The following is a 23,952-nucleotide window of genomic DNA, read 5'->3' as shown; positions in this document are numbered from 1 at the left end:
AGAGCCCCGCCACTCGCCCCGAATGCGTTGCCACTGGTCACGATGTCGTAATACGAAGTGCGCCCTTATCCGTCAAGTGCTGTCGAGCCGGCGTTGGCGCTGAACTTTGCGCCGCACGGAGGGTTCCCACCCACGCATCCCTCTTCCGCATCCAACGCCATGACCCCTCATCACGACCCCGACGGCCTGCGCCTGCCGATCAAGCTGGACAGCACCACCAATGGCGAATTCGCGCCGATCCCGCTCAACCCGGTGCATCGCGATGCCAATCGCAGCGCCTTGCAAGGCGCCACGCGCAATGCGCAACGTCTGGGCTTGCGGCGCCGCGACTTTCTGGTATCAGCCTGCGGCGCAGCCACTGCGCTGCTCGGTTTGAATGCGGCGTATGCCGCACAGGGCCGCCGCGGCGGGTTTTACGATCTGCCGCCGGACGCGGCGTTGGATCGCGAGGTGGCCGAGGCGGCGCTGGACAAGCAGGAATTCATCTTCGACGTCCAGGGGCATTTCGTGAACCCGAGCGGTGCCTGGTTGCAGACCCTGCCTGAGGGTGCGCGACCCCTGTCGGGCATGGGCAAAGCCGCTTGTACACTTGCCGACGAGCCCGGCGAACGCAGCTATCTGCAGTGCCTGTCCGGCGAAGAGTTCGTGAAGGATGTGTTCCTGGATTCGGACACCGACCTGATGGTGCTGTCGTTCGTGCCGTCGACCTTCGAGGGCGAGCCGCTGAAGATGGAAGAGGCACACGCCACCGCGCGCATCGTCGAGAAGTTGCGGGGCACGCATCGCCTGTACCTGCACGCGCGAGTCAATCCCAACCTGGACGGCGACGTGCAGCGCATGGACGAGATGGCCGAGCGTTATCCGGTCGCAGCGTGGAAAACCTACACCCAGTGGGGCGCCGACGGCCGCGGGTTCTTTCTGGACGACGCGCCGGGCATCGCGATGATCGAGCGCGCGCGCAAGCTGGGCGTGCGCAACATCGCCGTACACAAGGGCATTCCCTTCGGCCGGCGCTCGTACGAGCATTCCACCTGCGTGGACATCGGCCGCGTGGCCAAACGCTATCCGGATGTGAACTTCCTGATCTATCACGCGGGCTTCGTACCCGGCGCCGGCGAGGGGCCGTACGATCCACAGCGCAGCGACGGAATCGACGCGCTGGTGACCTCGCTCAAGGTCAACGGCATCGCACCTGGCGGCAATGTCTACCCGGAACTGGGTTCGACCTGGCGCTACCTGATGCGCGATCCGGATGCCGCCGCGCACGCCCTCGGCAAGCTGATCCAGGCCTGCGGGCCGGACAACCTTCTGTGGGGCACCGACTCGATCTGGTACGGCTCGCCGCAGGATCAGATCCAGGCATTTCGAACCTTCCAGATTGCTGCCGAACTGCGCGAACGCCACGGCTATGCCGAGATCACGCCGGAGCTGCGCGCCAAGGTGTTCGGACTCAACGCGCTCAAGCTCTATCCCGTGCCGGACGACGTGCTCGAACACCATCTGCAGCGCGACACCATAGCCGGCGCCCGCCAGAACTACCGCAACCGGCCGGATCCGTCGTTCCTCACCTACGGGCCACGCAATCGCCGTGAGTTCCTGAATCTACGGACCTGGGAATCGGGCTGATCCTGCCCGCTGCGGCGACGGCCCGCCTGATCCCTCTATCTGGCGGACCACGGCCGCGGTCTGCGCTCGGTAGACGGGCCTGACGGCGGGCGCGGCCCGCCCTACGGGACGGCTACCGCTCTACTGTTGGTGGGGCGGAGCGCATGGCTCGCGCTCGCGTCCAGAAAGACCGCTTGCGGTCGCCCGCTCGAATCGCTGTCCGCAAACCGACACAGTTTGAGACTCGGGATTTTTTCCCTGACGGTCTTTTGTGGGCGCTCAGAATCACTCTGTGGCAGTTCCGACCCGCGGGAAAAACCCTACTTGGAAAAGCCACTTACGCGTGTAAGCTCGATGCATGCGTGGCCGCGCGGACCCGTCCCGGTTTTCGACACGCCGGCACTCCGGCTCGGTTTGCGCAGCCTCGGGCCGGCGTCGGGCCAGCGTAGATGGCGCGATCCAACTTGCAGCCGTCGGGATCGCCTTGTCGCTCGCCGCATGTGCTGCAGCACCGCCCGTCGCGCAGCCGCCCCTGACGGATCCCGCCAGCAGCGCTCAGCAATTTCTGCAGCGGCGGCTGGACTCCTCGACGCTGGGCTTGGCGGCCGATCCCCAGCAGTGGCGTTTGCAGGACTGGCGCCACGCGGCGCGACAGCTCAATCCGCAGATCCTGGCGCGGCAGGCCGAGCTGGAGACCGCCCTGGCCGCGCGCGCGACCGCCGCTCAGGCGCCCAATCCCGGTCTGCACCTCAGCCTGGAGCGGGTGCTGAACACCGGAAGCCTGGCCTGGCTGTACGGCGCTGCGCTGGAATTCCTGCTGCGCCCCGACGGCGAAGCCGAGCGATTGCAACAGCTCGCGGCGATCGACGCGCTGTCCATGCAGGCGCAGCTGGCGCAGACCCACGCCGAGGTGGACACCGAACTGCAGCGCGCCCTGCTGGACCTGCATGCGGCGACCCGGATGCAGGCGCTGCTGCAGCGGCAGACCGCGCTGCGACAGCGCCTGCTGGATGCGGCCCGGCAGCGCAGCGCGGCGGGCGACATCGACAAGGTCGGGCCGTTGCCGGTGCTGACCCGCCTGGCCGACGCCAAGGCCATGAGCGCGGCTGCGCGAGAGGCAGGAGAGGACGCTCGCGCGCGACTGGCGGCTGCGGTCGGAGTACCCCAAGCAGCGCTGTCCGCATTAACCGAACTGATTGCCGACGAAGCCCCCGCGTTACCGCCCGCGGTGGACGACGCAACGCGCCTGCGCGCTCTGGTGCGTCATCCCCTGGTCCAGCAGGCGCTGCAGCACTACGCCCGCGCCGAACTGGAACTGCAGGGCCAGCTCGCGCAGACGCGGCCGGGCTGGCGGCTGGCGCCGGGCTACCAGTGGGATCGGGGCGATCGCATCCTGACCCTGGACGCCAGCCTGGAACTGCCGCTGTTCCATCGCAATCAGGCCGGCATCGCCGAGGCCATGGCTCGCCGTCGAAGCGCAGCGCAGAACCTCGCCGCCGCGCAGGCCGCGCTCTACCAGCGCATCGAGCGGGCGCAAACGGCGCTGCAAGCCGCGCAACGGGCGCAGGCCGAGGCCGATGCCGGCTACCAGCATGCGCAGGCCGCCCTTGCGGTCATGCAGCGGCGCCTGCAACTGGGGGCCGCAACGCGTCCTGCCGTGCTCGCCCATGAGGACGAGCTGATCGCCACCGCGCTGCACCGCATCCGAGCGCGCCAGCGTTTGCAGTTGGCGCAAGCGCAGTTGCAGGACGTGCTGTACGCGCGGCCGCCGCTCGAAACGATCCGCCAGGAGAACCCCCAATGAGTCCGCACCGGGTAACCGTTGCTCATGAGCAAAGCCCGTTGCTGCCGGCGGTCCCGCGGCAACACCGCACATTGAAAACCGCGCTGCTGCTCCTGGCGCTTGGCAGTCTTCCGGCGCTGGGGCTGGACGACGTGCACTTGACGGCCGCAGAGCAAGCGCGGCTCGGCATCGAGGTGACGCCGGCACAACACGCGCAACAAGCCGATCGACATCTTGCCTTTGGTCGCGTGCTGGACCTGTCCGCGCTCGCGGCGCTGCAGGCGGAAACCGCAGCCCTCGAGGCGGCCCTCAGCGCTTCGCAGGCCGAGGCCACGCGCAGCGAGCAGCTCTATCGCGGCGGCGAGAACGCCTCCCTGCGCCAGTGGCAGAGCGCGCTGGCGCAGGCGCGGGCCGACCAGGCGCGGCTGCAGGCGGCGCGGCTGCAGCTTGCGCTGCAATGGGGACCGGCGATCGCCGCCATGGACCCGCATCAGCGCCACGCGCTGACGCAACGCGTGGCGGACGGGCAGGCCAGCCTGATCGCAGCGACCGCCCCTGGCCTGCGCCTTGCCGACAGCGACGATGTCCGGGTCGGGTATCGCGACCCGCAAACAGTGACCGGCAGCCTGCATGTGATCGGCCGCGCCGCGAACCTGGACGCCGATACGCCGGGCGACGCCTTCCTGCTGCTGCACGAGGGCCGGGCACTGCCGGCCGGCGCAGGCGTGGCGCTGGATTTCGCCAGCGGTCAGCTGGTCAGCGGTCTGCAGATTCCGGCCGGGGCGCTGCTCGCCGACGGTCGCGGCACGTCGGTGTACGTGCGCCGCGACGCCCGGCGTTTCGAGCGCGTGGTGGTGCGCGTACTGCTCGACTCAGGAGAGCAGGTGCTGGTGGACGCGCCGGCGGCGCAGCTCGATGCGGGCGCCGAGGTCGTCAGCACCAACGCCGCCACCCTGCGCTGGGCCGCCGCGGCCAAGCTGCGTGCCGGCGCCGGTGCCGACGATGACGATGACGATGACGACGACTGAGCGATGCTGTCCGGCCTGATCCATCTGTGTCTGCGTCACGCCGCCGTGGTGGCGGTGGCGGCGGCCTTGGCGCTGGTGGCGGGCGTGGAGATGCTGCGGCGCGCGACCTTCGACGTCTTTCCGGAATTCGTGCCGGCGCTGTTCGTGGTGCAGACCGAGGCACCGGGACTCTCTGCCGAGCAGGTCGAAACCCTGGTCACGCATCCGCTGGAATCGGTGCTCAACGGTGCCACCGGCGTCACCAAGATCAGCTCGGAATCCCTACAGGGCCTGTCGGTGGTGCGGGTGAGCTTCGGCCCCGGAGACCCGGTGCGACAGCGCCAGATCGTCAGCGAACAGCTGGCGGGGGCGCCCAGCTTTCTGCCGGCGGGGGTCGCCGTCCCCAGCGTGTCGCCGCTGACCTCGTCGACCATGGACCTGCTCAAGGTCGGCTTCGTCAGCGAGCGGCTCGACCCCATGCAGTTGCGCGACTTCGTGCAGTGGACCATTCGCCCGCAGCTGCTGGGCGTGCCCGGCGTGGCGCGCGCCGCGCTGTACGGCGGCCAGGTGCGCGAGATCCAGATCGTCGTGGCGCCGACGGCTCTGGCCGCCCATGGGCTGACCCTGGACGACTTCATGCACGCGGCGCGCGACGTCGCCGGCGCGCCGGGCCTGGGCTTTCGCGAGACCGCCTCGCAGCGGCTGGTCCTGCAGGCATCCGGCACCGCCGCCAGCGCCGAGGACATCGAACAGGCCCTGCTGCGCGCAACCCCCGGTGCGCCGCTGCGCATCGGCGATGTGGCTCGCGTGGTCGACGGTCCGGCGCCCGCCTTCAGCGATGCCATCATCATGGGCCGGCCCGGCGTGCTGATCTCGATGGCCAGCCAGTACGGCGCCAACACCCTGTCGGTGACCCTGGCGGTGGAAGCGGCGCTGGAGGAGCTGCAGCCGGCGATGGATGCAGCCGGCGTGGAGATGATTCCGGCGCTGCAGCGCCCGGCCAATTTCATCATCACCGCCTTCGATCATCTGCGCGGCGCGCTGCTGCTGGGCGCCGGCCTGGCGTTTGCGCTGCTGATCTTTGCACTGCGCGAATGGCGCACGGCACTGATCTCGTTCATTTCGATTCCGCTGTCGCTGCTGGCCGCGGTCGCGGTGCTGCAGGCGCTGGGCGTGAGCCTCAACACGATGACCATCGGCGGCCTGGCGGTGGCGGTGGGCGTGGTGGTCGACGACGGCGTGATCGACGTGGAGAACATCGGCCGGCGCCTGCGCGAACGCCGGCCCGAGGTATCGGTGTTCGATACCATCTACACGGCTTCAAGGGAAGTGCGTCTGCCGGTGGTCTACGCCACTCTGGTGGTGCTGCTGGTCTTCGTGCCGATGCTGATGCTGGAAGACATCCAGGGTGCGTTCTTCCGGCCGTTGGCGCTGTCCTTCATGCTGGCGGTGGCGGCATCGCTGCTGGTGGCGCTCACGGTCACCCCTGCACTGTGCTGGCTGATGCTGCGCAACCGGCCGCCACCGCCGGAGATGCAATTCCTGGAATGGCTCAAGACCCTGCAGGCACGCGCGCTGGTGCCGCTGCATCGGCATCTGTCCGCAGTGGTCGTCGGTCTGCTGCTGCTGACCCTGGTCAGCGCTTACGCCATGAGCCGCTTCGGCCGCGAGCTGCTGCCCGACTTCAACGAAGGCCATATCGTGGCGCAGCTCGCCGCACCGTCCGATGCCGGCTTCAACGCCATGCGCACCTGGGGCAAGCAGATGCTCGACCGGCTGCTGGCGATGCCCGAGGTCAGAACTGCCGAGGTGCAGCTCGGTCGCGCCGAGGCCGCCGAAGATACCTGGGGCGCCAATCGCGCCGAATTCCACGTCGCGCTGCATCCGACCGACGCGCGCAACGAGGCGCGCCTGCGTCGCGAGGCGCGCGACATCCTGATGTCCACGCCCGGCATTCACGGCGAGGTCACGACCTTTCTCGGCGAGCGCATTCACGAGTCCATCACCGGCGTCAGCGCCGCGGTGGTGATCACCCTGTTCGGTCCCGACCTCGACGATCTGGATCGCGCCGCCTACCGGCTGGCCGACTTGCTGCGCGAACTGCCCGACGCTGCCGACGTGCGCGTACGGGTGCCGGTGCGCGCCCCCGCGCTGGTCGTGCGTCCCCTGCCCGACCGGCTGGCCGTGTACGGCGTGCGTGCCTCCGAAGTGTTCCAGGCGGTGCAGGCGGCGCACCAGGGCATTGCCGTTGCCCAGATCCGCGCCGGCGACCGGGTGACCCCGGTCAGCTTGCGAATGCAGGATACGGCTGGCAGCACGCCCGAAGCCCTCGGCCGCCTGCATCTGCGCGCGGCCTCGGGTGCCACCGTGGCGCTGAGCCAGGTGGCGCATATCGGCATCGAAGAACAGCACAGCATCATCGAACACGAAGGCGCGCTGCGCCGGCAGCTGGTCACCGCCAATCCCGACACCCGCGACATCGCCGGCTTCGTGCGCGCCGCCAGGCAGGCCATCGCCGAGCATGGCGATCTGCCGCCCGGCGTCAGCCTGCGCTTCACCGGCACCGCCGAGGCCCAGGCCGCGGCCGCGCGCGATCTGGCCTGGCGCAGCGCCGCCATCGGCGTGGTCATCGTGCTGGTGTTGATGGTCAGCTTCGGCGACTGGCGGCGTACCGCGCTGGTGCTGCTGTCGGGTCCGCTGGCACTGGTCGGCGGTGTGGTGGCGGTGGCCATCACCGGCGGCATCCTGTCGATAGGATCGCTGGTGGGCTTCGTCACCCTGTTCGGCATTGCCGCGCGCAACGGCATCATGCTGCTATGGCACTACGACCACCTGCTCAGGGCCGAGGGCTGCACCTGGAACCTGGACACCGCGCAGCGCGGCGCGCGCGAACGCCTGACGCCGGTGCTGCTCACCGCCGCACTCACCGCCATCGCACTGCTGCCGATCGCGTTGCAGTCCGGCGAGGCGGGTCAGGAAATCGAAGGACCGATGGCCATCGTCATCGTCGGCGGCCTGGTGTCTTCGACCCTGCTCGGACTGATCCTGATGCCGCCGCTGGCGCTGCGCGTGCTGCGCCGCTGAGCGCACAGGCGGCCGCGTCGCTGCTACGATCGACGCGTTCGTCCGGCTTGGCGGCCGGGGACGCATGCACATCGTGCTGAGCCGGAGGATGCAGCCTCTGCAGTCGGGCTGGGTCCCGGCGAAACCGGGACTGCCGATCGCCGCGCCTGGCTTGGCCGGCCCGGGACCGGCCACATACGCAAATCCCAACCATCAGTGCGGATACACCATGGCCGACGATTCCGGCAGCAGGCATCAACGCAACGTCCTCAGCGGGCTGCTGCAGGCATGTTGCACCGACCCGGTAACCGGATTCTTCCGCGACGGCTACTGCCGGACCGACGAACACGACCACGGACGTCATGTGGTCTGCGCCGTGATGAGCACCGAGTTCCTGATCTTTTCGCAGACGCGCGGCAACGACTTGATGACGCCGCGGCCGGAATACGATTTCCCCGGACTCAAGCCGGGCGACCGCTGGTGCGTCTGTGTGCTGCGCTGGAAGGAAGCCTATGAGGCCGGCATGGCGCCCGCCGTGGTGCTGGCCAGCACGCACGAGTCCGCGCTTCACCACGTGGACCGCGCGGTGCTGCTGGCGCACGGCGCCACGATCTGAGCGAACGGACGGCGACGGAATCCGATCGGGCCGACTCAACCGTGCACGAAGCGCTTGCCGCTGCGATCGCGCGGATCGGCATCCAGTCCCAGATAGCGGTGACGAAGCCGGTCCCACAGCGCCAACTGCTCCCACTGCGGCTCCGCCAACAGGCCCATCTCGTGCGACAGAAAGGGATTGGGCAGCATGACGGTGAGCTGCTGTTCGCCGGCGCCGTTGTACAGGCGCAGTCCCCAGGACGTGGGCGCATCGCCGCTGACCATGCGATACAGCTCGGCACGCGCGGTACGCCGGTGGATGGCCAGACCGCTCGAGACCGGGTTCTCGGCGGTGCCGCGGTGTTCGCCGATGCATAGATGAAAATGCCAGGCACCGAAATCCACCGTCAGATAGCCATCCAGCATGGATACCTTGTGCGGCGCGTTGGGGGCGGCGATCTCGAACACCGCGCCCTGGATCAGGATGCCGAAACGCACCGCCTGCCAGTGCTCGGCGAATACTTCGGTCAGCAGGCCGCGCAGCGTTTCCCGATCCACCGGCAGCGGAAAAATCTCCAGCGTGCCCATGCCTTCTTCTTCGACGACTTTCATCCAGCGCGCTCTCCCCCGATGGTCTTGTTGTGTCGGCGCCAGTCCGGTCGCGCGGATGCCGGCGAACCCCGACCGTGCCGGTGTTCAGCCCACGGCCACCGGTTGGCGGCGGGCAACGTGATCGTGCCCGCTGGGCCAGTGTTCGAGCAGGTGGGCGCGACGTGCCGCCAGCGCGGCTTCGTCGGCCACGCCCTTGGAATGCAACAGGGACTCCAGCGCGCGCAGCCAATGCCGGTAGTAGTGCTCGCCGCTGTCGCGCTCGCCGCGTTCGCGCACGGCGCGGATCTCGGCGCTGAGCGCATCGGCCCATTCGGTCCAGGTGAACAGTCCGCGTTGGTGCAACTGAATTGCGAGCGCAAACGCCTGCGCCTCCCAGGGCTCGCGAAAAACCGGTCCGCCGTCATCGCGTGGCAGTTCCGGCAGCGGCGGCACCGACTGCGGCGCGCTCATGCCGCGCGGGTGTCCGCGTCCAGATAGTCGTCGAATAGATCGATGCACACCGAGTCGCGGGCCGACGCCTGCGGGCCCCACAGCTCCTGGGCGGCAAAGCGCACGCTGTAGACGTGTTGCGGCTTATGGCCGAGACCGTGGGCGACGGTGTCGTTGAAGGAGAACACACCGTGGTCGCGCTGCACGGTGCCGTGCCTGCCCTTGATGTAGCGTGGAATACGGGTGTGCGTGACCGGATGGTGATTGCGCGCAAGAACCTTATCGCCCGCCTGAAAGCGCGGCGCAATGGTGTCCGCCATGCGCGTAGACGCGCCGGTACGAATCAGGCCGTCCACCATCTCCACCGGCAGCGCAGCGGTCGGCGCGGCGCGCTGTGCGCCGACTTCGCCACCCCGCCGGCAGGCTTCGGCGATGGCCTCGCGCGTCAACGCGCCGTTGGCGATCAGCAGGTGTTCGATGGCGTGCAGCCAGTGCTCGTAATACGACGTGCGCAGGTATTCGTCGCCGGGCATCAGCTCGATGACGGCGCGAAACATGTCCACGTTGAAGTGGCCGCCAGCGAAACACCCGAAAAACAAACCGAACACGCGCTCTTCCCAGCGCTGATGGAAGTACGGTTCGTTGTCTTCGCGCAGGATCGGGCCGAAGCTCTGCAGGCCGCCCAGATCGTGGACGCCGTTCACGGCACGCCTCCGATCGGGAGCTTGGGCAGGCCGGTGCCGATCATGGAATCGCGCGTGACCAGTTCGGCCAGTTGCTCCTCGTCCAAGCCCTCGGTTCCCGCCGGCCGCATCGGCAGCACGAAATAGCGCAGCTCGGCATTGCTGTCCCACACGCGCACCTCGGTGTCGTCCGCAATGTCGACGCCGAATTCCTTCAGTACGCCGCGCGGATCGATCACCGCACGCGAACGATATGGCGCGCTCTTGTACCAGACCGGTGGCAGGCCCAGGGTCGGCCAGGGATAACAGGAGCACAGCGTGCACACGACCATGTTGTGCACCTGCGGCGTGTTCTCCACCACTACCATGTCCTCGCCCTGTACGCCGCTGTAACCCAGCTCGGCGATGGCGGCGGTGCTGTTGTCCAGCAGCCGCTTGCGATAGTCCGGATCGCTCCAGGCCTTGGCCACCACCCGGGCGCCGTTGCGCGGTCCGACCCGGGACTGATAGGTGTCGACGATCGCGTCCAGCGCCTCCGGCACGATCAGCCCCTTTTCGGTCAGCAGCGATTCGATCGCCTTGACCCGCAACGCTGTGTCCGAAGGCGGCGCGTTGTGGTGATCGTGATCATGATGGTCGTGGGCCACGGAACATCCTCATGCGAAGCGCGATGCGGACGAAGTTAGCCAGCGCCTGCCGGGGCGTCAATGGAGGGGCGTCACTGTCGAGCGACCTGTGGCCGGAAAGCGTCAAGGAATCACGCAAAGACGCAGGGAAGCCTGGACTGAAAAGACCTTGTGTTCTTCTTTGCGTCTTTGCGCTTCTCCTTGCGCCTCTGCGTGATTCTTGAAGCCATTACGCGCCAAGTGATGAGATACAACACCCCGCTGATCGGCATAGCAGTCGATCGAAGGGAATCGCCCTGATTGCAGGGTGGCGAATGCTCGGCTATTCAAGGTGCACCAAAGGCGTATCAAAAGCACGGGGAGACGATATGAGCGTCAAGCAGCCCACCCACGAAGAGATGGCCGACATCGCCGAACAGCTCGGCATGCATCTTTCGCCGACGCAGATCGAGGAATACCTGGCGCTGATGGTGCCCACCGTCGGTGCCTACAATCTGCTGGATCAGATGGGCGACGAATTGCCGCGGGTGAAGTACCCGCGTACGCCGGGCTACATGCCCAGCGCCGAGGAGAATCGCTACAAGGCCTGGTACTACAAGTCCGAAATCCGCGGCGCCAAGAGCGGCAAGCTCAAGGGCAAGACCTTCGCCATCAAGGACAACGTCTGCGTCGCCGGCGTACCGATGATGAACGGGTCTTCGACCCTGCAGGGCTACGTGCCGGAGATCGACGCCACCATCATCGAGCGCATCCTTGACGCAGGCGGCGTGATCATGGGCAAGGCGCACTGCGAGCTGTTCTGCTTCTCCGGCGGCAGCCACACCAATTCGATGGGTGCGGTGATCAACCCGCACAAGCCCGGCTATTCGGCCGGCGGCTCGTCTTCCGGCAGCGCGGCGCTGGTTGCAGCCGGCGAAGTGGACATGGCACTCGGCAGCGACCAGGGGGGCTCCATCCGCATGCCCTCGTCGTATTGCGGAACCGTGGGCATGAAGGCGACGCACGGTCTGGTGCCCTACACCGGTATCATGCCGATCGAAGCAACCGTCGATCACATCGGGCCCATCACCGCCACGGTCGCGGACAGCGCGTTGCTGCTGGAAGTGCTGGCCGGCGCCGATGGACTCGATCCGCGTCAGATCGGCATCAAGACCGCCAAGTACACCGAGGCATTGGGGCACAAGGCCAAGGGCCTGAAAATCGGCGTGGTCAAGGAGGGCTTCATGCTGCCCAACGCCGAATCCGACGTGAACGATCTGGTGCTCAAGGGTGCCGCATTGTTCAAGAAGCTCGGCGCCAAGGTGGACGAAATCTCCATCCCCATGCATACCCTGGCCCCGGCGGTGTGGTCGGCCATCGCGCACGAAGGCGCCACCATGCAGATGATGCACGGCAACGGCTTCGGCTTTAACTGGAAGGGTCTGTACCTGCCCAGCCTGATGAAAGCCCACGACGGCTGGCGCGAGCGCGCCGACGAACTGTCGGAGACGCTCAAGGTCACCATGCTGATGGGACAGTACATGCTCAACAAGCATCGCGGCCTGCATTACGCCAAGGCGCAGAACCTGGTGCGTCGCGTCATCGCCGCCTACGACGCGGCGCTGGCGAACTACGATGTGCTGCTGATGCCGACCCTGCCGCTCAAGGCCACCCGGCTGCCAGGGCCGGACGCCAGCATCTCCGACATCGTCGCCCGCGGATTCGAGATGCTCGGCAACACCTGCCCTTTCGACGCCACCGGACATCCGGCCATCTCGATCAACTGCGGCTTCAGCGACGGCCTGCCGGTGGGCATGATGCTGATCGGCAAGCACTGGGACGAATCCACTATCTACCGGGCCGCACATGCCTTCGAGCAGGCGAGCGACCGGGCACCGGGCAAGCGCAAATAGCGGCGTTATGCTTCCTCGATCAGGCAGGATCGGCCGATGAATCTCTCCGCACTCGCTCGGGTGCACCTCGGCCCCGGGTACAGCGTGTCATCAGGTTCAGCCTTCGCCACCCCGGCGTGGCTCAGGCTGATGCTGCTGTCTGGATGCGCGGCCGCAGTGGCGCTCGCTGCGCTGATCGGCGACCCCGCGGCTTACCTGGCGTCGGACGCCGAACTGGCGACGCCGCTGCGCGGCATGGCGCTGATCAAGGCGGGCATCGTCCTGACCGCAATTTCGGCATTGTGGTGGCGCCTGCGCCGGCCAGTGTCGACGCGCCTGGCGCTGGTGTACCTGGTTGGTACGTGGTGGATGGTGGCGGCCAGCATGCTGATCTGGCAGCTCACGCTGATTCCGATGGCGGCGCTGACGTTTCACGTCGGCGAGATCGCGCTGCTGCTGGCGGCGTGGCGCGACTGGGAAGCGCCGCGCCGTACCGAGGCCGGCTGACGCATCTGCAAGCCTGTCAGCGGCGGTCGCCGGCTCGGGCCACTCAAGTCCCCATTTCAGGAACGCGCATGAGCAAGGAACAGATCGCCGCACTGGAGCATGCTTTCATCGTCGCCACTACCACCGACGAGGTGATGGCCCTCATGGACGACGATCATGTCCGCTACGACGATGTGGCACCGCTGCAGATGACCGGACCCGCGGATCCGCGGGCGTCTTTCGACCAGTTCTTCGATGATTGCCGGGAACCCAGGGGACACTTCATGTCGCTGCAGGTGGAGGTGGAGGCGGACGACCGGATCGGCGTTGCCCACAGCCTCATGCACTTTACCTGGAGGGACGCGACCGGCACGCCGGCAGAAGCCGCGTTCCGGGTGACCCACTGCCTGCGCAAGAAAGGCGATCACTGGAAGATTTACCACTCCCATGTGTCGTTCCCCATCAATCCCGCTACCGGCATGGCGGAAATGAACCTGAACGCATAAAGGATACGCACAATGAAACTGGTCAACTCCACGCCCAGCGCGTTCGGCCGCAAGGTCGCCATCGCGCTCAAGGAAAAAAACATTGCCTTCGAGATGATCATGGACGTCCCCTGGAACGACCGCACCATCGTGCCGCAGCACAGCCCCTTGCAGCAGTTGCCCATCCTGGTTACCGATGAGGGCGAGAACATCTACGACTCCATGTACATCCTCGAGTGGCTGGAGCGGCGCCATCCGGAGCCGGCCTTGCTGCCGAAGGATGTCGACGGCGCGCTTGCGGTCAAGCGGCTGCAGCTGCTGTCGGAGCGGCTGATGGAGGTCATCGTACTGGTGGTGTTCGAAGAGCAGCGCGAGCACCCCAGCGCGGCGTGGACCGAACGCCAGCGGCGCAAGCTCGGCGGCGGGATCGCGGAAGTGGCGCGCCTGGTCGGCACGCGCGTCCCGGCCGCCGGCGAGCCGATCACCTATGCGGACATCGCGACCGCATCGGCACTGACCTGGTTCGACTTCATGCTGTCGAACGGCCTGTTTGCGCAGGTGCCCGAAGCACGGTGGCGCCAGCAGTATCCGAACCTGGTGGCCTATGTGGATGCGCTGGAAGCGCGGCCCTCGTTCGCCGGGACGCGGCCGGTGATGTTCCAGGTCGATCTGCCGGCGGTGGTGCATTAGCACCGCGCCGCCGCTCGCGATCTGCACGCTGGCGCTGGCGCTGGCGCTGCGCGCCGCGCCGCTGCAGGCCTGGGAACTGGCAGGCAGTCACCGCGTCTCGCTGTATCCGAAAGACGGCGCAGAGCGGGTCCTGGGCACCGTCGAATTCGAGCCGGTGGCCGCAGGCTATCGCTACACGCTGAAGCTGGAGCCGGGACGTTTCAAGGATTTCTTCCTGTCGATGCGCGAGTTCAAGTGCATCGACTCACCGGCGGAAATTCACTGCCACGCGCCCTATCCCTATGCCAACCCCGGCACGGTCACGGCGACGGATTTCACCTGGCTGGAACATGCGCTGCTGTTCTTCTACAAGACGCCCGACGAATTCGGCGCCAAGCTGTGGAACGGCCTCTACTACCGTCTGCAGATCACCGACGACGGCCTGGTCGGCACGCCGCAGGCGATCGACCTCAACCAGATCGCAGCACCGCCGGAGGACCCGACGGTGCCGCCTTTCGACGCGCTATCCCGTTCGGACATCGAGCCCGGCGCGCGCGCCTTCGTGAAACTCGTCATCCGCTGAGCGGCGCAAAGGTCGGGCTCAGGCCACGATGCTGAACTCTTCCAGGTCGGGTTCCTTCATGTCCCGGCGGTATTGCGCCGGCGTGTACGGATACATGCGCGGCAATCCATTGGCGTCCAGATACCAGCTCGAACAACCGCTGACCCAGGCGGTGTTCTTGAAGCCCTCGCGGATGTAATCGTTGTACTGCGTCTGCGCGTGCGGCAGGGGCGCCATCGCGCTGGCTTCTCCGCGGCGGATCATGCGAACCAGCTTCATGATGTAGCCCATCTGAATCTCGGAAATTCCGGTCAGCGAAAAATTGCCGATGGGGCTGTGCGGGCCGACGATCATGAAGAAGTTGGGGAAGCCCGAGATCGCCACCGATCGCAATGCCTGCGCACCCTGCGACCACTGGTCTCCAAGACTCTGTCCGTGTTCGCCAGTGATGACCAGATTGCGCGTGTAATCCAGTGCGTGAAATCCGGTGGCGCACACCATCACATCCAGTTCGTGCAGCCTGCCGTCCCGGGTGCGAATACCCTTGGGCTCGATGCGCTCGATGGCCTCGGTCACCAGCTCCACCCCAGGGGCCTGGATGGCCTGGTAGAACTTGTCGGAGAAGATCAGGCGCCTGCAGCCGATCTCGAACCGGGGCGTGAGCTGTTCGCGCAGTACCGGGTCCTTGACCTGCGACAGATGGCGCCGCGCCAGCCATTCCAGAAGATTCTTCATGGTCTTGTTGCCGACCACCGCCTGGGCAAAGGTGGATTCGAGCAGGAAATTCTGGAAACGCCCGGCCGCCCAGGACAGCCGGGGAAAGATGCGGTGCAGGGCACGCAGCCAGCCGGGGCGACGCACATCGAAGTTCGGGCACACCCACTGCGCGGTGCGCTGGAACATCTTGAAGCTCGTCGCACGCTCGGCCAGGGCCACGGTGATCTGCACCGCGGTGCTGCCGGTGCCGATGACGCCGATACGACGGCCGTCCAGCGGCACGCGGTGATCCCAGCGCGCGCTGTGGAAACGCGCCCCTTCGAACGTCTGCAGGCCCTCGATCTCCGGGTCCTTGGGATGCACCAGCACACCCAGGCAGTTGATGACGATATCCGCGCGTCGCCGCACGCCATCGGTATCGGTCACGATCCACTCCGCCCCTTCGCGCTGGACGCTGTTCACCCGCGTCCCGAAGCGCACGTGCGCGGTCACGCCGTATTTGTCGGCGCAGTGCTTGAAGTAGGCATGGATCTCGTGACCCTCGGCATACAGCGACTTCCACCGCCAGTTGGGCTCGAAGCTGTAGTCGTAGCTGTGCGCGGGCACGTCGCAGGACAGACCGGGATAGGTGTTGTCGCGCCAGGTGCCGCCGACGCTATCGCCCATCTCCAGGATTTCGAAGCTGTGTATCCCCTCTTCGCGCAGCTTGATACCGGCCAGAATGCCGGACATGCCGGCGCCAAGAATGAGCACGCGGGGCGTGGCGGTGGCAGTGGTCGAGTTCACGTTTCCTCCAGCGGATAAGCGGATGCGCCGACCGGACTACGCCGGCTGATGGATCGCAGCATGGCCCGGGAACAAGCCTTTAACTTGACATTAGATGCAATTCTTTTGACATTAGATTCACGTGTTTGTCCGTTCGCCGAGGTCGTCATGCCGGGAAATTTCGTGCGCAGTGCCTTGCTCAGCGGGGCCGAGGACCTGATCCGGCAGCTCGGCGCGAAGCCGGCGACGATCGCCCGTCGCGCCGGCGTGCCCATGCAGGCGCTGCGCGATCCCGACATTCCGCTGCGCGGCCGCTCGGCCTACGCGTTTCTGGAGATCGCCGCCGACCACTGCGGATGTGCCACCTTCGGCCTGCGCCTGGGGCGTCGCGCGCCCCTGGCCGCCACCATCGGGCCGCTGTGGGTGCTGGTGCGACAGGCACCGACCCTGCGCCAGATGCTCGGGCTGCTGGCGGACAACTTCGACGTGTACACCAGCGTCGCCAGCGTCGCGATCGAGACCCTGCGCGATGGCCTGATCGTGCGCTGGTCTTCCACCGCTGGCCACGCCGACAGCGAGGTCCAGATGGCCGAGTTCGCGATTGCGGTGATGGTGCAGGAGGTGCGGCGCCTGGCGGAACCGCGCTGGGAACCGCGCAGCGTGGAATTCCGCCACGCACCGCCGGCCGACCTGAGCGATCACCGCGCGCTGTTCGGCAGCAGCATGGGCTTCAACCGCGATCACAATGCGGTGTTCATGGAGCGCACGCTGGCGGACCGGCCATTGCGCGCGGACGACGCCCGCGCGCGGGCGCTGGTCTCACCGTTGCTGCGTCATGAAGAGGACGTGCTGGATTCCAGCCTGCCCGCCCGCGTCGAGAGCGTGGTGCGTTCGGTGCTGCCGTATGCGCCCTGCACGCTGGCCGGTGTGGCACAGGCCCTGGGCTTGCGGGTACGCACTCTGCAGCACCAGCTCGACGCTCGCGGCGACAGCTTCAAACAGATCAAGGACCGCGTGCGCGCCGACCTGGCACTCAAGTACCTGCAGCACTCGCAGCTGGATATCGGAGAAATCGCGGAAATCCTCGGCTATTCGGAACCCAGCGCGCTGAGCCGATCGTTCCGCCGCTGGCACGGCACCGCGCCACGCTCGGTGCGCGCCGCGGGTCGTGCTTAGTCCGGCTACTCAGACCGGCTGCGGCACCAGCTCTCCGACGACGCGGAGGCCCTCGGGACGGGTTTCGGCGACCGGCTCCATCGGCAGACGCACGTGCATGCAGGTGCCATTGCCGTCCGACTCCGCCCAGATTTCGCCGCGATGGTGCTGCACGATCTTGCGGCAGATGGCCAGCCCGATGCCGGTGCCCTCGTAATCGTCGGCATTGTGCAGACGCCGGAATACGGCGAAGACGTTGTCGAGCTGATCGGCCGGAATACCGATCCCGTTGTCCTGCACGCGCAGATGCAGGTAGCGACCCTCGTCCTCGGCGGTGACGCGGATCAACGCTCGATTGCCCGGCGGTTGGAACTTGAGCGCGTTGCCGATCAGGTTCTGGAACAACTGGGTCATCAGCGATTGCGTGGCCGGCGCTGCCGGCAACGGCCCGAACTCCACCTGCGCATCCTTTGCAACGATGTGCGGCTTGAGCACCTTGAGTGCATTGCGCAGCGATTCGTCCAGCGGCCGACGCTCGGCCTTGCCTTCGGTGCGGCCGACACGCGACAGCAGCAGCAGGTCCTGAATCAGCGCCTGCATCTGGCGCACACCCTGTTCGATGAACTGCAGGAACTCCAGGCCGTCGCCTTCGAGTTTCTCGGTGTAGCGCCGCGACAGCAGCTGCGAAAAACCGGCGATGTTGCGCAGCGGCGCCTGCAGGTCATGCGAGGTGATGTAGGCAAACTGCTCCAGCTCCTGCACCGCGCGGTTGAGATCGGCCAGCGAGCGTTGCAACTCCGCTTCGGCACGCTGGCGGGCGTCCACCTCGGCCCGCAGCTTGCGGTTGGCCTCTTCCAGTTCCTCCGGCGTTTTCATGGCCAGTAGCCGCGGCACCAGCGGCACGATCGCCAGCGCGGTGGCCAGCGACACCACCGCAGTCAGAGCCTTTTCCCAGCCCTGCAGAAAGTAGATCGGCGTCCACACGGTCACGATGTTGAGCAGGTGCCCGGTGCCGCAAAGCACGATGAACGCCGCAAACAGCCCGATCGCCCAGCCGAAGCTGATGCGGGTCCTGATGCGGCCCATGAAATAAATCAGGATCAGCGGGATCATGAAGTACGACAGCGCCACGGTGGCGTCGCTGATGACATGCAGCCAGATCAGCTCCGGCTTGCGTAGAAAGCACACACCGTGCGGCAGCAAACCTTCGGAATTCCAGAGCACCTCGCTTCCCCCCCGTTACTCGAACAAATGCAGTACCGCCGGTGCGCCGGTCGCCCGCTTGGCCGGCCCCGAGTCCGAACCAAGATCTGCGACGGGCAGCATCGTGCGCGGACGGCTCAAGCGTCCCGCGCCAGTGTGCGGTCCAGACCGGACGGCCCCCGCCTCCAGCGCAGCGGCAGCACGCTACCGGACTCCGGGCCGCAGTACCGATCGCCCGACACCCAGCGCACGCCGAGCACCCGAGCCTGTTCCTGCTGTGCTTCGGAGCCCAGGTTCTCCAGCGCCACAACCATGCCCAGCGACCCGCTGGCCGCCAGCGTGGCGCGCAGAAAACGGAGAGATGGCTCCGATCCCAGGTGCGCAAGCGCGGCCATGTCGATCGCCAGTCCATCGCAGTTGCGCAGGGCAATCCGGTCCAGCAGCGCAAAGTCCGGTCGCCAGCCTTCGACCCACACCGCAAAACCGGCAGCGGCCAAGCGCTGCATTTCTTCGGCCGCCGGGCCCGCAGGCGCCAGTGCAGCGATATCGATGCGCACAACCATCGACTCCGGCCTCAAGCGGTGCTCGGCGACTGCCGTGCCGAGCTCGTCCACCGCGGCGCTCCAGCCGTCGGACTCCAGCGACACGGACACCACCCCGGGCTCGAAACCGGTGTCGCGCCACGACTGCAGATCCGCTGCCAGGGAGACAATCGCCGGCGCGATGCAGCCGGGTCGCCAGCCATCCGGGCTGAGGCAGCGCACCCCGCCGAAGCGCCGACGACTCAGATCTGTCCAAGGCTGATAACGCAGGGGCGGCCGTGTCGAGCGCAGCGCCGTACCCGTTGCCGCCTGCACCCGGTCATACCGCTTGCCGACGGCCTTTTCCACGAAGCTGAGCAGTTCAAGGCCCCAGCGCTCACCCTTGACCAGATAATCCTGTGCGCCCAGGCGAAAAGCCTCCTGGGCCGCCTGCTGGTCGTTGAGACCGGTGAGCACCACGATGGCGATGTCCGGGTCCGCCTCGCGTATGCGCGAGACGTTGGCCACGCCCTGCCCGTCCGGCAAGCCCAGATCGACCAGCACGCAGGAGAAGCGGAAGCGCTTGAGTTCGCGCAGTGCATCCGCCAGCCGGCGCACGGTCTGGATCATCAGCGAACCGTCCTGCACCCGGTCGCGCAGGCTTTCGACCAGCAGGCGCGCGTCGGCCGGGCTGTCTTCCAGCAGCAGCAGGCCCAGCGGCTCGGCGGGGGTGGCTGCGCTCATGGTGCGGACCGCGGCGGCAGTTGCACCACCTTGAGCCAGAAGTCGCGAATCAGACGCGCCAGCTCGGCAAACTCTCCCCAGTCGGTAGGCTTGGTGACGAAAGCGTTGGCGCCCGCATCGTAGGCGGCGGCGAAGTCGGTCTCGGCGCGCGAGGTGGACAGGATCAACACCGGCAGGCGACGCAGACCGGGGTCCTGTCGCACCGCGCGCAAAACTTCCAGGCCGTTCTTGCGCGGGATGTTCAGATCCAGCAACACGATATCGGGCTTCGGCAGGTCCAGATGCGGCGGCAGGCCGCGCAGCATGGCCAGCGCCTGCTCGCCGTCGCGCGCCACCAGCAGGCGATGTTCGAACGCGGCCTCCTCGAAAACCTCCTGGGTCAGCCGCAGGTCGGCCGGGTTGTCCTCCACCAGCATGATGACCGGCACGACACCGGAAGACGACGCGGACATGGCTGATTTGGATCGGCTGGGGGCAGTGCGACGATGGTACTGCCCGGCCGCCCCGACTGCACCGCCGGCGGCAGCGATTCGGACAGCCGTGGCCGGATGCACGACAGACGCGCACCGCGCGCCTGGGAATCAGCCCGCCGGAGGGGCGCGGACCAGCTCCAGGCTCAGTTCCGACCGCGCCTGCAGACCGGACATCAAGAAATCGAAGGCCTGCGCGGCGAGCATCGCCTCGGCCCGAATCCCCAGTTCGATGTGCCGCGGCCGCTGGCCGTCGCCACGGAAGGGCAGGCTGGACAGCTTGATGCCGGGGAATCGCGCGAGCACATCTTCCATCAGATCCAGCAGATCGCTCTCGGCCGCCGAGCCGAGCACGCGCAAGGCGTATTCCACCGGTGGATTCGGCTGATGAAGGTGCGCGTAGCGCGTATCCAGCACCCATTCGATCATCGGCCAGGCCATGTCGGGAAAACCGGGCACGAAATGTTGCCGTTCGACAAAGAAGCCCGCCACCCGGTTGACCGGATTGGGGATCAGTCCGGCGCCGCGCGGGAAATGCGCCATCAGGACCCGATGCGGATGGGCTCGCTCGCCGTATTCGGCCTCGATCAGCGCCACCGCATCCGGGTGCGCGCACAACGGTTGCTCGAAGGCCGCGGCAGCAGCCTGGCGCGTGCAATCGTCAGGCGTCGCACCGATCCCGCCGCAGGACAGCACCAGTTCGCCGCTGGCGCGTGCATCGCGAATGGCTTGCGCGATCTGGCGCAAGTCGTCGCCGAGAAACCGCGCCCAGGCCAGCGCCATGCCGCGTGCCGCCAGCAGCGCGATCACCCGCGCGAGGTGCTTGTCCTGGCGCTTGCCGGACAGGATTTCATCGCCGATGACGAACAGTCCGACGTTCATCGGTCGTCACTCTTGCGCGCCGTTGAGCCGGGCACCGCCGCTTCGCGCGTCGCGACTACTCGCCGGCCCAGCCGAATTTCTCCACCGCGTTGAAAATATCCTGCTCGGTCACGATGCCGATGATGCGTCCGCCCTGCGCCACTGTGAGTCGGCTGAAGTTCTTTTCCGACAGCAGATTGGCAGCGTCGCGGATACCGGTCTCCGCCGGCACCGACACGATGGGGCGGCTGGCGACGTCCGCCACCCTGGTCGTGATGGGGTTTTTGCCGCCGCGCACGATCTTGCCGATGATGTCGCGCCGCGTAAGGATGCCCCACTGGCCCTGCGCATCGGGGTCCACCACCAGCGAGCTGATGTCGTTCTCCGACATCATGTGCATGGCCTGCTCCACCGTTTCGTCGTCGCTCACGGTGATCAGCGAGCGCGTCATCAGGTCGCCCACCGTGTGCGGCACCCGGCCGGTGTCGAGCATTTCCTCCATCGGCTGCAGCAGACGCCGGATCTCGCGCTGCTTGCGTTCCTTGGCCAACTGCTCCTGCTGTGCCTGCCGCTTGGCGTCCAGGTCCACGCCGCCACGGATGCGCTCGATCAGCGCGTCGGCGAACGCGCTGGTGCTGACCTCGGTCGCTCCGTCGATCTGGCGCGCAAAGTCGTAGGTGACGATGCCGTCGCTGACCACTTCCGGATACACCAGGGTGATCAGATCGGCGGCTTCCTTCCAGCCCATGTACTCCAGCATCATCACGCCGGAGAACAGCAGCGATCCCGGGTTGACCTTGTCCTGGTTGGCGTATTTGGGCGCGGTGCCGTGGGTGGCTTCGAACACGGCCACAAAGTCGGCGATGTTGGCACCGGGCGCGATGCCCATACCGCCGACCTCCGCCGCAATCGCGTCGGAAAGATAGTCGCCGTTCAGATTGGTGGTGGCGATGACATCGAATTCGTCCGGGCGCAGCAGCATCATCTGGAACATGATATCGGCGATGCGATCCTTGATGACGATCTTGCCCTCGGGCTGCTTGCCCTTGTATTCGCCGTAGAGCTGCTCTTCGGTGATGGTGACGCTGCCGAACTCCTCGCGCGCAACCTCATAGCCCCAGTTGCGGAACGCGCCTTCGGTGAACTTCTGGATGTTGCCCTTGTGCACCAGGGTGACCGACTCGCGACCGTTGTCGACGGCGTACTGGATCGCCTTGCGCACCAGGCGCTTGGAGCCGAACTCGGAAATCGGTTTGATGCCGATGCCGGCGCCTTCGAAGAACTTGGCTTTCATTTCCTCGCGCAGGAACTTGGCGACCTTCTCGTTCTCCGGCGTGCCGGTCTTGTATTCGATACCGGCGTAGACGTCCTCGGTGTTTTCGCGGAACAGAACGATGTCGACCTTGTGCGGGTGCTTGAGCGGGCTGGGCACGCCGCGGTAGTGGCGCACCGGTCGCACGCAGGCGTACAAATCCAGATCCTGGCGCAGCGCGACGTTCAGAGAACGGAAACCGCCGCCGACGGGGGTGGTCAACGGCCCCTTGATGGAGACGACCAGCTCCTTGATGACCTCAAGGGTTTCGTCGGGGCAATAGTTGCCGTCGTAAAGCCCTGCAGCTTTTTCGCCCAGATAGGTTTCGCACCAGTGGATCTTGCGCTGGCCGTCATAAGCTTTATCAACCGCGGCATCCCAGATACGCAGGCAGGCGCGGGTGATGTCGGGACCGATGCCGTCACCCTCCACATAGCCGACGATGGGATGATCCGGTACCTGCAGCGTGCCGTCCTGCACCGTGATCTTCTCGCCGGATCCGGGAATCTTGATGTGGCGGTACGCCATGTGGCAGTGCCTCCTGAAGATGGGCATTCGGGACTTTCGCAGTTCTCCGATTCTAACGTGCCCGGCCGTTGCACGTGTCCGGTTCGCGCTAGCATCCAGCAGCACATCCACCCCCTAAGGAGAAGCCGATGAAGGTACTGATTCCGATCGCACACGGCTCGGAAAGCCTGGAGACGATCACGCTGGTCAACCTGTTGCGTCGCGCCTCGATCGAGGTGGATTTGAGCAGTATCGAGTCGGACCGATCGATCGAAGCCACTCGCGGCATCCGTCTGCACGCCGACAGCCTGCTCGGCGATCGCCGCGGCGAGGTGTTCGACGCCATCGTTCTACCCGGCGGCGAGCCCGGCTCCAGGAAACTGGCCAAGAGCGCGCCGCTGGCCGCCATGCTCACGGCGCAACGCCAGGCCCATCGCTGGTACGGCGCCATCTGCGCGGCACCGGCGCTGACCCTGTCGCCGCTGGGACTGCTCGACGGCAAGCAGGCGACCTGCTACCCAAGCCTGCGCGAACACCTGCTGCACTATGTCGATCTGCCGGTGGTGATCGACGGCCATTGCATCACCAGTCAGGGTCCGGGCACGGCGCAGGCTTTCGCGCTGACCTGGATCGAGAAGCTTGCGGGCGTCGAAGTCCGTCGCCAAGTGGCGGAGACGGCGCTGATCCCCGCAAGCTGAAACCCCTCACCGCGGATACGTGGGAGCGGATGCACAAGAGCCCGCGGGCGCTGAGCTGCCCGCGGGCTCTCGAAGTAGCCGCTCGAATCAGGCCACGGCTTTCTTGTTGCCGTCGGCTTCCTTGAGCATCTTCTGCAGCTCGCCCGACTGGAACAGGTCGAGGGTGATGTCGCAGCCGCCCACCAGTTCGCCCTTGACGTAGAGCTGCGGGAAAGTGGGCCAGTTGGCGTATTTGGGCAACGAGCGGTACACCTCTTCATCCTCGAAAATGTTGACGTAGGCGTACTCGACGCCGCAGGCATTGAGCGCCTGCACCGTGCGCGACGAAAATCCGCACTGCGGGAAGTCCGGTGTGCCCTTCATGTAGACGATGATGGGATTGTCGGTAACCTGCTTCTTGATGCGTTCCAGTGCATCCATGATCTTGATCCTTAAGGGTGACCGATGGGCGAGCGCCAATTATACCCCGCCCCATCGGACTCGCCGCCGCGAATGGCGGCTCCGCGGTGCCAGCAAGTTCCGTA

The 23,952-nt window shown here is 66.6% G+C and carries 23 protein-coding genes; 12 read left to right on the top strand and 11 right to left on the bottom strand.

Features of this window, described 5'->3' with window-relative positions; translation table 11 throughout:
• Positions 1 to 159: 159 nt before the first annotated feature.
• The 5 genes from ACOOHP_RS08025 to ACOOHP_RS08005 all read left to right on the top strand — a co-directional run bounded on the left by ACOOHP_RS08025 (position 160) and on the right by ACOOHP_RS08005 (position 8,074).
• Entirely contained in the window at positions 160 to 1,626 is a 1,467-nt protein-coding gene (locus tag ACOOHP_RS08025) for an amidohydrolase family protein (RefSeq protein WP_420465928.1), read from the top strand.
• Between the two features lie 463 nt (positions 1,627 to 2,089).
• Positions 2,090 to 3,409 (top strand): TolC family protein, encoded by a 1,320-nt coding sequence (locus tag ACOOHP_RS08020; RefSeq protein WP_420465927.1) that lies wholly within the window; start codon positions 2,090 to 2,092, stop codon positions 3,407 to 3,409.
• A 71-nt stretch (positions 3,410 to 3,480) separates the two neighbouring features.
• On the top strand, positions 3,481 to 4,416 hold the full coding sequence (locus tag ACOOHP_RS08015) for a hypothetical protein (protein WP_420465926.1): 936 nt from the start codon (positions 3,481 to 3,483) through the stop codon (positions 4,414 to 4,416).
• 3 nt (positions 4,417 to 4,419) lie between these two features.
• Positions 4,420 to 7,479, top strand: coding sequence for an efflux RND transporter permease subunit (locus tag ACOOHP_RS08010; RefSeq protein ID WP_420465925.1), 3,060 nt, complete (start codon positions 4,420 to 4,422; stop codon positions 7,477 to 7,479).
• 208 nt (positions 7,480 to 7,687) lie between these two features.
• Positions 7,688 to 8,074, top strand: a complete 387-nt coding sequence (locus ACOOHP_RS08005) for a DUF2237 family protein (RefSeq protein WP_420465924.1) — start codon at positions 7,688 to 7,690, stop codon at positions 8,072 to 8,074.
• A 35-nt stretch (positions 8,075 to 8,109) separates the two neighbouring features.
• Here ACOOHP_RS08005 and ACOOHP_RS08000 read toward each other — a convergent pair whose 3' ends face one another.
• The 4 genes from ACOOHP_RS08000 to nthA all read right to left on the bottom strand — a co-directional run bounded on the left by ACOOHP_RS08000 (position 8,110) and on the right by nthA (position 10,423).
• Complete coding sequence (locus tag ACOOHP_RS08000; RefSeq protein ID WP_420465923.1) at positions 8,110 to 8,664, bottom strand: DUF7676 family protein; 555 nt, start codon at positions 8,662 to 8,664, stop codon at positions 8,110 to 8,112.
• A gap of 84 nt (positions 8,665 to 8,748) precedes the next feature.
• Complete coding sequence (locus ACOOHP_RS07995) at positions 8,749 to 9,114, bottom strand: nitrile hydratase accessory protein (protein WP_420465922.1); 366 nt, start codon at positions 9,112 to 9,114, stop codon at positions 8,749 to 8,751.
• Positions 9,111 to 9,797: a nitrile hydratase subunit beta gene (nthB, locus tag ACOOHP_RS07990; RefSeq protein ID WP_420465921.1), complete on the bottom strand. Its 687-nt coding sequence runs from the start codon at positions 9,795 to 9,797 to the stop codon at positions 9,111 to 9,113. Before nthB ends, ACOOHP_RS07995 begins: the two co-directional genes overlap by 4 nt.
• On the bottom strand, positions 9,794 to 10,423 hold the full coding sequence (gene nthA, locus ACOOHP_RS07985; RefSeq protein ID WP_420465920.1) for a nitrile hydratase subunit alpha: 630 nt from the start codon (positions 10,421 to 10,423) through the stop codon (positions 9,794 to 9,796). The genes nthB and nthA overlap by 4 nt, the downstream gene beginning before the upstream one ends.
• Before the next feature lie 347 nt (positions 10,424 to 10,770).
• Here nthA and ACOOHP_RS07980 point away from each other — a divergent pair, with 347 nt between their 5' ends.
• The 5 genes from ACOOHP_RS07980 (at position 10,771) to ACOOHP_RS07960 (ending at position 14,496) form a co-directional block, all read left to right on the top strand.
• Positions 10,771 to 12,294, top strand: coding sequence for an amidase (locus tag ACOOHP_RS07980; RefSeq protein ID WP_420465919.1), 1,524 nt, complete (start codon positions 10,771 to 10,773; stop codon positions 12,292 to 12,294).
• 36 nt (positions 12,295 to 12,330) lie between these two features.
• Positions 12,331 to 12,780, top strand: a complete 450-nt coding sequence (locus tag ACOOHP_RS07975; protein ID WP_420465918.1) for a hypothetical protein — start codon at positions 12,331 to 12,333, stop codon at positions 12,778 to 12,780.
• 68 nt (positions 12,781 to 12,848) lie between these two features.
• Entirely contained in the window at positions 12,849 to 13,265 is a 417-nt protein-coding gene (locus tag ACOOHP_RS07970) for a YybH family protein (protein WP_420465917.1), read from the top strand.
• 12 nt (positions 13,266 to 13,277) lie between these two features.
• On the top strand, positions 13,278 to 13,934 hold the full coding sequence (locus tag ACOOHP_RS07965) for a glutathione S-transferase N-terminal domain-containing protein (RefSeq protein ID WP_420465916.1): 657 nt from the start codon (positions 13,278 to 13,280) through the stop codon (positions 13,932 to 13,934).
• A 154-nt stretch (positions 13,935 to 14,088) separates the two neighbouring features.
• Entirely contained in the window at positions 14,089 to 14,496 is a 408-nt protein-coding gene (locus ACOOHP_RS07960; RefSeq protein ID WP_420465915.1) for a hypothetical protein, read from the top strand.
• An 18-nt stretch (positions 14,497 to 14,514) separates the two neighbouring features.
• On the opposite strand, the gene ACOOHP_RS07955 is transcribed toward ACOOHP_RS07960, so the two are convergent.
• Positions 14,515 to 15,978: a flavin-containing monooxygenase gene (locus tag ACOOHP_RS07955; protein ID WP_420465914.1), complete on the bottom strand. Its 1,464-nt coding sequence runs from the start codon at positions 15,976 to 15,978 to the stop codon at positions 14,515 to 14,517.
• A gap of 162 nt (positions 15,979 to 16,140) precedes the next feature.
• Here ACOOHP_RS07955 and ACOOHP_RS07950 point away from each other — a divergent pair, with 162 nt between their 5' ends.
• Positions 16,141 to 17,133 (top strand): AraC family transcriptional regulator ligand-binding domain-containing protein, encoded by a 993-nt coding sequence (locus tag ACOOHP_RS07950; RefSeq protein ID WP_420465913.1) that lies wholly within the window; start codon positions 16,141 to 16,143, stop codon positions 17,131 to 17,133.
• Between the two features lie 9 nt (positions 17,134 to 17,142).
• Here the strand turns inward: ACOOHP_RS07950 and ACOOHP_RS07945 are convergent, their stop codons facing one another.
• The 5 genes from ACOOHP_RS07945 to icd form a co-directional block, all read right to left on the bottom strand.
• A complete protein-coding gene (locus ACOOHP_RS07945) occupies positions 17,143 to 18,336 on the bottom strand; it encodes a sensor histidine kinase (RefSeq protein WP_420465912.1) in 1,194 nt (397 codons plus the stop codon).
• Positions 18,337 to 18,452: 116 nt separating this feature from the next.
• Complete coding sequence (locus ACOOHP_RS07940) at positions 18,453 to 19,580, bottom strand: response regulator (RefSeq protein ID WP_420465911.1); 1,128 nt, start codon at positions 19,578 to 19,580, stop codon at positions 18,453 to 18,455.
• Positions 19,577 to 20,032, bottom strand: coding sequence for a response regulator (locus ACOOHP_RS07935; RefSeq protein ID WP_420465910.1), 456 nt, complete (start codon positions 20,030 to 20,032; stop codon positions 19,577 to 19,579). Before ACOOHP_RS07935 ends, ACOOHP_RS07940 begins: the two co-directional genes overlap by 4 nt.
• A gap of 129 nt (positions 20,033 to 20,161) precedes the next feature.
• Positions 20,162 to 20,932, bottom strand: coding sequence for a competence/damage-inducible protein A (locus ACOOHP_RS07930; protein WP_420465909.1), 771 nt, complete (start codon positions 20,930 to 20,932; stop codon positions 20,162 to 20,164).
• A 55-nt stretch (positions 20,933 to 20,987) separates the two neighbouring features.
• Positions 20,988 to 22,751 carry an isocitrate dehydrogenase (NADP(+)) gene (gene icd, locus ACOOHP_RS07925; RefSeq protein ID WP_420465908.1) on the bottom strand — a complete coding sequence of 588 codons (1,764 nt, stop codon included), beginning with the start codon at positions 22,749 to 22,751 and terminating at the stop codon, positions 20,988 to 20,990.
• Between the two features lie 128 nt (positions 22,752 to 22,879).
• Here icd and ACOOHP_RS07920 point away from each other — a divergent pair, with 128 nt between their 5' ends.
• A complete protein-coding gene (locus ACOOHP_RS07920) occupies positions 22,880 to 23,428 on the top strand; it encodes a DJ-1 family glyoxalase III (RefSeq protein ID WP_420465907.1) in 549 nt (182 codons plus the stop codon).
• A gap of 87 nt (positions 23,429 to 23,515) precedes the next feature.
• On the opposite strand, the gene grxD is transcribed toward ACOOHP_RS07920, so the two are convergent.
• Positions 23,516 to 23,848 (bottom strand): Grx4 family monothiol glutaredoxin, encoded by a 333-nt coding sequence (gene grxD / locus ACOOHP_RS07915; RefSeq protein WP_420465906.1) that lies wholly within the window; start codon positions 23,846 to 23,848, stop codon positions 23,516 to 23,518.
• Positions 23,849 to 23,952: the final 104 nt, after the last annotated feature.

It is taken from the genome of Panacagrimonas sp., from assembly GCF_965216805.1.
In the GTDB taxonomy this organism is placed as follows: domain Bacteria; phylum Pseudomonadota; class Gammaproteobacteria; order Nevskiales; family Nevskiaceae; genus Panacagrimonas.
The sequence above is the reverse complement of the archived record's forward strand: the minus strand, read 5'-3'. Positions and strand labels throughout refer to the sequence as shown.

Coding starts and splice junctions, on each gene's coding strand:
- ACOOHP_RS08025 (WP_420465928.1), top strand. CDS start 160: ATGACCCCTCATCACGACCCCGACGGCCTGCGCCTGCCGATCAAGCTG.
- ACOOHP_RS08010 (WP_420465925.1), top strand. CDS start 4,420: ATGCTGTCCGGCCTGATCCATCTGTGTCTGCGTCACGCCGCCGTGGTG.
- ACOOHP_RS08005 (WP_420465924.1), top strand. CDS start 7,688: ATGGCCGACGATTCCGGCAGCAGGCATCAACGCAACGTCCTCAGCGGG.
- ACOOHP_RS08000 (WP_420465923.1), bottom strand. CDS start 8,664: ATGAAAGTCGTCGAAGAAGAAGGCATGGGCACGCTGGAGATTTTTCCG.
- ACOOHP_RS07995 (WP_420465922.1), bottom strand. CDS start 9,114: ATGAGCGCGCCGCAGTCGGTGCCGCCGCTGCCGGAACTGCCACGCGAT.
- ACOOHP_RS07980 (WP_420465919.1), top strand. CDS start 10,771: ATGAGCGTCAAGCAGCCCACCCACGAAGAGATGGCCGACATCGCCGAA.
- ACOOHP_RS07975 (WP_420465918.1), top strand. CDS start 12,331: ATGAATCTCTCCGCACTCGCTCGGGTGCACCTCGGCCCCGGGTACAGC.
- ACOOHP_RS07970 (WP_420465917.1), top strand. CDS start 12,849: ATGAGCAAGGAACAGATCGCCGCACTGGAGCATGCTTTCATCGTCGCC.
- ACOOHP_RS07965 (WP_420465916.1), top strand. CDS start 13,278: ATGAAACTGGTCAACTCCACGCCCAGCGCGTTCGGCCGCAAGGTCGCC.
- ACOOHP_RS07940 (WP_420465911.1), bottom strand. CDS start 19,580: ATGAGCGCAGCCACCCCCGCCGAGCCGCTGGGCCTGCTGCTGCTGGAA.
- ACOOHP_RS07935 (WP_420465910.1), bottom strand. CDS start 20,032: ATGTCCGCGTCGTCTTCCGGTGTCGTGCCGGTCATCATGCTGGTGGAG.
- ACOOHP_RS07930 (WP_420465909.1), bottom strand. CDS start 20,932: ATGAACGTCGGACTGTTCGTCATCGGCGATGAAATCCTGTCCGGCAAG.
- icd (WP_420465908.1), bottom strand. CDS start 22,751: ATGGCGTACCGCCACATCAAGATTCCCGGATCCGGCGAGAAGATCACG.
- ACOOHP_RS07920 (WP_420465907.1), top strand. CDS start 22,880: ATGAAGGTACTGATTCCGATCGCACACGGCTCGGAAAGCCTGGAGACG.
- grxD (WP_420465906.1), bottom strand. CDS start 23,848: ATGGATGCACTGGAACGCATCAAGAAGCAGGTTACCGACAATCCCATC.